Annotated in this window: 5 protein-coding genes and 1 riboswitch; of the genes, 4 read left to right on the forward strand and 1 reads right to left on the reverse strand. The window is 71.2% G+C overall.

Going from position 1 to position 7,052, the window contains the following annotated elements; translation table 11 throughout:
* Positions 1 to 112 precede the first annotated feature (112 nt).
* The gene (gene gcvT, locus ACFV6I_RS10090; RefSeq protein WP_063347746.1) at positions 113 to 1,234 is read right to left on the reverse strand and encodes a glycine cleavage system aminomethyltransferase GcvT; all 1,122 of its coding nucleotides are present in this window, start codon (positions 1,232 to 1,234) and stop codon (positions 113 to 115) included.
* Between the two features lie 231 nt (positions 1,235 to 1,465).
* Positions 1,466 to 1,571: riboswitch (glycine riboswitch) on the reverse strand.
* Positions 1,572 to 1,758: 187 nt separating this feature from the next.
* Here gcvT and ACFV6I_RS10095 point away from each other — a divergent pair.
* From ACFV6I_RS10095 to ACFV6I_RS10110, 4 genes are all read left to right on the forward strand, one after another.
* The gene (locus ACFV6I_RS10095; protein ID WP_380424280.1) at positions 1,759 to 2,601 is read left to right on the forward strand and encodes an enhanced serine sensitivity protein SseB C-terminal domain-containing protein; all 843 of its coding nucleotides are present in this window, start codon (positions 1,759 to 1,761) and stop codon (positions 2,599 to 2,601) included.
* A 117-nt stretch (positions 2,602 to 2,718) separates the two neighbouring features.
* Positions 2,719 to 3,642, forward strand: coding sequence for an enhanced serine sensitivity protein SseB C-terminal domain-containing protein (locus tag ACFV6I_RS10100; protein WP_380424282.1), 924 nt, complete (start codon positions 2,719 to 2,721; stop codon positions 3,640 to 3,642).
* Positions 3,643 to 4,084: 442 nt separating this feature from the next.
* Positions 4,085 to 5,074, forward strand: coding sequence for an ABC transporter permease (locus tag ACFV6I_RS10105; protein WP_063347744.1), 990 nt, complete (start codon positions 4,085 to 4,087; stop codon positions 5,072 to 5,074).
* A 51-nt stretch (positions 5,075 to 5,125) separates the two neighbouring features.
* Complete coding sequence (locus ACFV6I_RS10110; protein ID WP_380344984.1) at positions 5,126 to 6,901, forward strand: ABC transporter substrate-binding protein; 1,776 nt, start codon at positions 5,126 to 5,128, stop codon at positions 6,899 to 6,901.
* Positions 6,902 to 7,052 lie beyond the last annotated feature (151 nt).

Raw genomic sequence — 7,052 nt, forward strand, 5'->3', positions numbered from 1 at the left:
GGGATCGGACCTGGGTCGGACCTGGATCAGGCGTGGCTCAAGCCTGGGTCGGGCGTGGTTCAGGCCCGGGTCTACGGGGAAGGCGGGGCCTCGGCGAGCGAGGCCCCCGGCCTCAGCGGGCGCGCTTGTAGAACGGCAGTGCCACGACCTCGACCGGCTCGTGCTTGCCGCGCACGTCCACCGCGACGGCGGTGCCGGGGGCGGCGTGGGCCGCGTCCACGTAGGCGATCGCGATCGGCCGGCCCAGGGTCGGCGACGGGGCGCCCGAGGTGATCCGGCCGATCGGGGCGCCGTCGGCGGAGACCACGGTGTACTCGGCGCGCGGGACGCGCTTGCCCTCGGAGACCAGGCCGACCAGCACCCGCGGCGGGTTGGCCTCGGCCTCGGCGGCGGCCCTCTCCAGCGCCTTGCGGCCGACGAAGGTGCCCTCGTTGGTGGTCTTGTCGAAGCGCACGACCCGGCCCAGGCCCGCGTCGAACGGGGTCAGGTCGGTGGAGAGCTCGTGCCCGTACAGCGGCATGCCGGCCTCCAGGCGCAGCGTGTCGCGGCAGGACAGGCCGCACGGGACCAGGCCGCGGCCCTCGCCGGCGGCGGTCAGCGCCTGCCAGACCCCCTCGGCGTCGCCCGGGTTGCAGAAGATCTCGAAGCCGTCCTCGCCGGTGTAGCCGGTCCGGGCGAGCAGCACGTCGCGGCCGGCGACCTGGGCCGGGAGGATCGCGTAGTACTTCAGGCCGGGCAGGTCGGCGTCGGTGGTCCCGGCCAGGATCGCGGTGGCCTCCGGGCCCTGGACGGCGATCAGCGCGTAGGTGTCGCGGTCGTCCGTGACGACGGCGTCGAAGCCCTTGGCGCGGGCGATCAGCTCGTCCAGCACCAGCTGGGCGTTGGAGGCGTTGGCGACGACCAGGAAGGCGTCCTCGCGCAGGCGGTAGACGATCAGGTCGTCCAGGATGCCGCCGTCCTCGGCGCAGATCATGGTGTAGCGGGCGCGCAGCACGCCCAGCGCGGAGACGAAGCCGACCAGCGCGTGGTCCAGCATCTCGCCGGCCTGCGGGCCGGTGACGGTGATCTCGCCCATGTGGGAGAGGTCGAACAGCCCGGCCCGGGTGCGGACGGCGAGGTGTTCCTCGCGCTCGCTGCCGTAGCGCAGCGGCATGTCCCAGCCGGCGAAGTCGGTCATGGTCGCGCCGAGGGCGCGGTGCAGCGCGTCGAGCGCGGTGAGGCGGAGGGACGACATGGCCTGGAACTCCTCGGTCTGGGCACTCATGGGTGCACGCGCCGGAACCGGACCCGCTGGGGGGCCGACCCTGCGCGCGGGCATGCGGCGGCGTGGGTCTCCCCATCTGTCGTCGAACCTGAGAGCTTCACCGCCCACCTGCCCGCAGCTGTTTCCAGCATCCAGGACAGCATGGTGGCTTGCACCGTGGGTGGGCGCGCGACAGGGCCGTGCGCCACTTTCCAGATGTGCCTAACCCGTGCGGTAGGGGGGCCTGAGAGATTCCGGGGAGGAGTTGCTCCTTCGGCGCCGGCTGTGCCGCCTGACGGGGCACTCCGGGCTCTCCCGCGCGGGTTCGAGCGGCCGGTATGGAGTTGTCGGTCCGCCGGCGCGCCGCGCCGTCGAACGCGCACATCATGGCACGTCCGCGCCGACGACGGGAGAGGGGACCCGGTCACACCCCGCTCCTTCGAACCGGCGCCCTAGACTGCTGCGCGTCGGCGCAGCAGAGGGCGGCCGACCGGCAGAGGGCGGATCAGGCGCGCATGGGGTACCCGGTGGAGCAGCAGCAGGGGTGGGGCGGGCCGGAGTCGGCGCCGCCGGGCGGCGGGTGGCCGGCCAACGAGCTGGAGCAGGTGCTGACCGCCGCGCTGGGCGACCCGGGTGCGACGCCGCGGGTGGTCGAGGTGCTGGCCCGCAGCCAGGTGTGGATCCCGCTGCCGGCCGGCGGCGACCCGCAGGGGCCCGCGCTGGACCTGCCGACCATCGAGCTGGCCGGCGAGCCGTACGTGCCGGTGTTCTCCTCGCAGGAGGTGTTCCTGCGGCAGGCGCCGGGGATGGCCTTCGCGGTGGCGCCGGTCTGGGAGTTCGCCCGCGGGCTGCCGCTGGGCGTGGGCATCGCGGTCAACCCGGAGGCGGCGGTGGGCATCCCGGTGCCGCCGCAGGGTGTGGCGGAGCTTCGGCGCGGCCCGCGCGAGGAGCGCCTGGCCGACCAGGAGCAGGGCCGGAACCAGGAGCAGAACCAGAGTCAGGGCCAGGGACCGGAGGCGCCGACCGGTGGCCGGGTGGCGCTACGCGAGCCGGTGCCGGGGGAGGACCCGGAGCACTTCCTGGCCGCCTGCCGGGCCGAACTTTCCGCCCTGCCCGGAGTGTTGTCCGCGCGGCGGGCGCTCGCCAGCATCGAGGGCGAACCGACCGTGATGTTCGTGGGCGTCCAGCTGGACCAGGCGGCCCCGGCCGACCCGGGCGCGGTGAACGAGGCGCTCGGCCGCGCGTTGGGAACCGCGCCGCTGCCGGGGGGCGTCCACCTCGTACTGCTCGATCTCGCCGATGACCCGGTGGTCGAGTGGCTGCTCACCCGGGTACTCCCTTTCTACGCGCGGGGTTGAGCGGGGTTCGTATCGGAGGCACGTCGCCGTGGCGGTGGCCGGTGCCGCGCCATAGGGTGCGTGCAGACGGCCGACGGGCCGGCAGGCTTGAGGAAAGAGGCGCGGCGAGGTGGGCGCATGAGTGCGGGAGCGGTAGCGGGCGGTGCACCGGGGCCCTGGGGCCAGGCGCCCGCCGGGCGCCCCGGAGCGGATCCGGGCGCGCTGGAGCGCACCCTGCGCGAGGTCGCGCCGGAGCGCTACGAGGCTTACGAGCAACTGCTGCACGCACTGGCCGACGGCCAGGTCTGGATGCTGCTGTGGCACGGCACGCCGGGCAGCGCGGACGCCCAGTACGGGAACATGGAGATCAGCGGCCACGGCTACGCGCCGGCCGTCACCTCGTCCGAGCAGCTGGCGTCGTCCGGCTGGGCGCGGGCCCACGAGGTCATCTCCGGGCGGGAGATCGCCGCTTCGCTGTACCGGACCCGCTGGGGGCTGTGGCTCAACCCGCACGCGCCCGGCGGCGGGGTCGGGGTGCCCTGGGCGGACCTGCGGCGGATCGCCGCGGGCCTGGAGCGGCTGCCGGCCGGGCCGTTGAAGCTGAGTGAGCCGAAGCTGAACGCCCAGCCGTTCTTCGCGCTGCTGGAGCGGCAGGCCGGTGAGGTGCGTGCGGTGCGGGCGCTGCGCCGGGCCTGGGTGCAGCCGGCCGTGGGGGAGCCGTACCTGGCGATCGGACTGGAGCTGTACGAGAGTTCGCCGCCGGCGGTGGAGGCGGTGCGGGCGCTGATGCAGCGGGCGATCGCGGTGGCCCCGGAGGGGCTGGCGGTGTCCACGGTGGCGATGGCGGACGAGTACGACCCGGTGGCGCTGTGGATGCGGGCGCACGCGCGCCCGTTCTTCGACCGGGAGGCGGGCCGCCCGCCGACCGGCCCGTACCCGCCGGTGCCGCCTCCGCCGTACCCCGCGCAGCAGGGGCCGGGTTACGGCTACGGCACGCAGCAGCCCGCGCAGGGCTGGACCGGGCAGCCGCAGCAGCCGTGGCCCGGATACCCGGGGCGCTGACAACCAAAACCTTTTTCCAGAAGCCGACTTGATCTTGCATCAGGTCGGCTTCGGTGCTTTCCGGACGAACTTCCGGCCGTTACCGTCGATCACCTTGACATGCCTGTTGCAGCCGTGTGAAGAGGGGTATGCCGAAGGCGTAGGAGGTGCATGCGCACAGATCACAGTTGGGCATCTGTCGGTTGTCAGGGCTGGCGCAAGCGAGTTCGGATGGCAGAGAGTTCTGCGCAACGCACCGCGCGTACTGGGAACCCCACGAAGGTGAACGCGCACGCCGACCGCCAGAACCACGCGAAGCCCATCCCGCGTTGGGGCAGTACCCGTGCACGACGTACTGCCGCGAACACCCGTTCCAAGCACCTCCGCACGTCCGCAGCCGTACCGCCGAACCGGTGACCGGCGCCCGTGGGCCGGCCACCGTCGGCGAGGGGACCAACTGACCATGACCGCACCCATCGCAACCACCGGGAACGAACCGGAGGCACCCGCCCCCGCGAGCCCGGCCAAGAAGATCGAGGGCCGCTCCCTCGGCCAGATCGCCTGGACCCGCTTCAAGCGCGACAAACTCGCCGTCGCCGGCGGCGTCGTGGTGATCCTGCTGATCCTGCTGGCCGTACTGGCCAAGCCCATCGAGGCCCTGTTCGGCCTCGACCCGGACGCCCTGAACCAGGACCTGCTCGATGCCAACCTGGGCGGTATCCCGCTCGGTGACTGGGGCGGGATGAGCTGGGACCACCCGCTCGGCGTCGACCCGCTCCAGGGCCGTGACCTGCTCTCCCGCGTGATCGAGGGCTCCTGGGTCTCGCTGCTGGTCGCCTTCGGCGCGACCCTGCTGTCGAACACGATCGGCACCGTGCTCGGCGTCATGGCCGGCTACTACGGCGGCTGGGTGGACACCGTGATCAGCCGCATCATGGACGTCTTCCTCGCCTTCCCGCTGCTGCTCTTCGCCATCGCGATCTCGACCTCGCTGCAGGGCGGCGCGTTCGGCCTGCACGGCCTCCCGCTGCACATCTTGGTGCTGATCTTCGTGATCGGCTTCTTCAACTGGCCCTACATGGGCCGGATCGTGCGCGGACAGACGCTGTCGCTGCGCGAGCGGGAGTTCGTCCACGCGGCCCGCAGCCTGGGCGCCCGAGGCCCGTTCATCCTGTTCAAGGAACTGCTGCCGAACCTGGTCGGTCCGATCCTGGTCTACTCGACCCTGCTGATCCCGACCAACATCCTCTTCGAGGCCGGCCTCAGCTTCCTCGGCGTCGGTATCCAGCCGCCGCAGGCCTCCTGGGGCGGGATCCTCCAGGACGCGATCAAGTACTACCAGGTGGACCCCCAGTACATGGTGGTCCCCGGTCTGGCGATCTTCCTCACCGTGCTCGCCTTCAACCTGCTCGGCGACGGGCTGCGTGACGCCCTCGATCCCAAGAGCAACTGACGTAACGCCAGGCCCTCCCTCCTTCCCACCCTCAAGGGGTTGATCTCACCCATGCGCAGGTCCCGTACCGTCGCCCTGACCGCGGCGGCAGCCGCCGCGGTCCTGATCGTGACCGGCTGCACCTCCGGCAGCAAGGGCTCCGGCTCGTCCTCCTCCGCCAGCGGCAGCAGCGCCGGTGGCGGCGGTGCCGACGCCGCCACCAAGGGCATCGTCAACGCCTCGGACAAGAAGGGCGGGACGGTCACCTACGAGATGAAGGGCGCCCCGGACTCCTTCGACCCGGGCAACACGTACTACGCCTACATCTACAACTTCTCGCGCCTGTACGGGCGTCCGCTGACCACCTTCGCCCCGGGCGCAGGCTCGAACGGCAACAAGCTGGTCCCGGACCTCGCCGAGAGCCTGGGCAAGGCCAGCGCGGACGGCCTGACCTGGACGTACAAGCTGCGCGCGGGCCTGAAGTTCGACGACGGCACCCCGATCAGCTCCAAGGACGTCAAGTACGCCGTCGAGCGCTCCAACTTCGCGTCGGACGTGAACTCCAACGGCCCCACCTACTTCCACGACCTGCTGGTCGACAACGAGACCCCGTACCAGGGCCCGTACAAGGACAAGACCGGTGGCCTGAACTCGATCGAGACGCCGGACGACCTGACCATCGTCTTCCACCTGAAGCAGCCGTTCGCGGACTTCGACTACCTGGTGGGCTCCCCGCAGACCGTCCCGGTCCCGCAGGCCAAGGACGACGGCGCCGGCTACGTGAAGCACGTGGTCGCCTCGGGTGCCTACAAGTTCGAGTCCTACGAGGACGGCAAGCAGCTCATCCTGGTGCCGAACACCAACTGGGACCCGAGCACCGACCCGATCCGCAAGCAGCTCGCGGACAAGATCGTGGTCCGGATGGGCATGGAGCAGTCCACCATCGACAAGGACCTGATCGCCGGCAACGCCCAGGTGGACCTGGTCGGCAGCGGCGTCGACCCGCAGACCCAGGCGCAGATCCTGCAGAACCAGAAGCTCAAGGCGAACACCGACAACGCCTACGGCGGCCGCCTGGCGTACGTCGCGATCAACAGCAAGGTCGCGCCGTTCGACAACCTGGAGTGCCGCAAGGCCGTCCAGTACGCGATCGACAAGGTCTCCGTGCAGACCACGCTCGGCGGCCCGATCCGCGGCCAGGTCGCCAACACCGTGCTCCCGCCGGACGTCCCGGGCCACCAGGACTTCAACACCTGGGCGACCAACGGCAACAAGGGTGACGAGGCCAAGGCCAAGGACGCCCTCAAGGCCTGCGGCAAGCCGGACGGCTTCAGCACCGTGATCACCGCCCGCACCGAGCGCGACCCGGAGGTCCAGGCGGCGACCGCGATCCAGGCCGCGCTGAAGAAGATCAACATCAACGTCGAGATCCAGAAGTACGCGCAGGGCAAGTACTTCTCGGACGCCGCCGGTGTCCCGCAGTTCACCCAGGACCACAACATCGGTCTGATGATGATGCAGTGGAGCGCCGACTGGCCGACCGGCTACGGCTTCCTGCAGCAGATCTCCGACGGCCGCGCCATCAAGGCCTCCGGCAACAGCAACCTGGCCCAGCTGAACGACCCCGAGGTCAACAAGCTGCTCGACGACGCCATCGCCAACACCGACCAGTCGGCGCGCGAGAAGATCTACGGCCAGATCGACAAGAAGATCATGGACCAGGCGGTCTACGTCCCGCTGACCTACTTCAAGGTCTTCCTGTACCGCCCGGACAACGCCACCAACCTGGTGTCCACCTCGGGCTTCTCGGGTGAGTACGACTACCTGAACATCGGCACCACCAAGTAAAGAGCCTGGCTCCACATCCCTGAAGGCAGGTGAAGGCAGCGGCCGCCCCCCCCCCGCCGGGGCTCAGCCGGCGGCCGCCGGCCGCCCGCGCCCCCCCCACGGGTGTTGGGCGCAACAGCCCCCGCAGATGCCGGCCGCGGGGCGTCTGGGG

Source organism: Kitasatospora sp. NPDC059803, assembly GCF_042732255.1.
Classification (GTDB): Bacteria; Actinomycetota; Actinomycetes; order Streptomycetales; family Streptomycetaceae; genus Kitasatospora.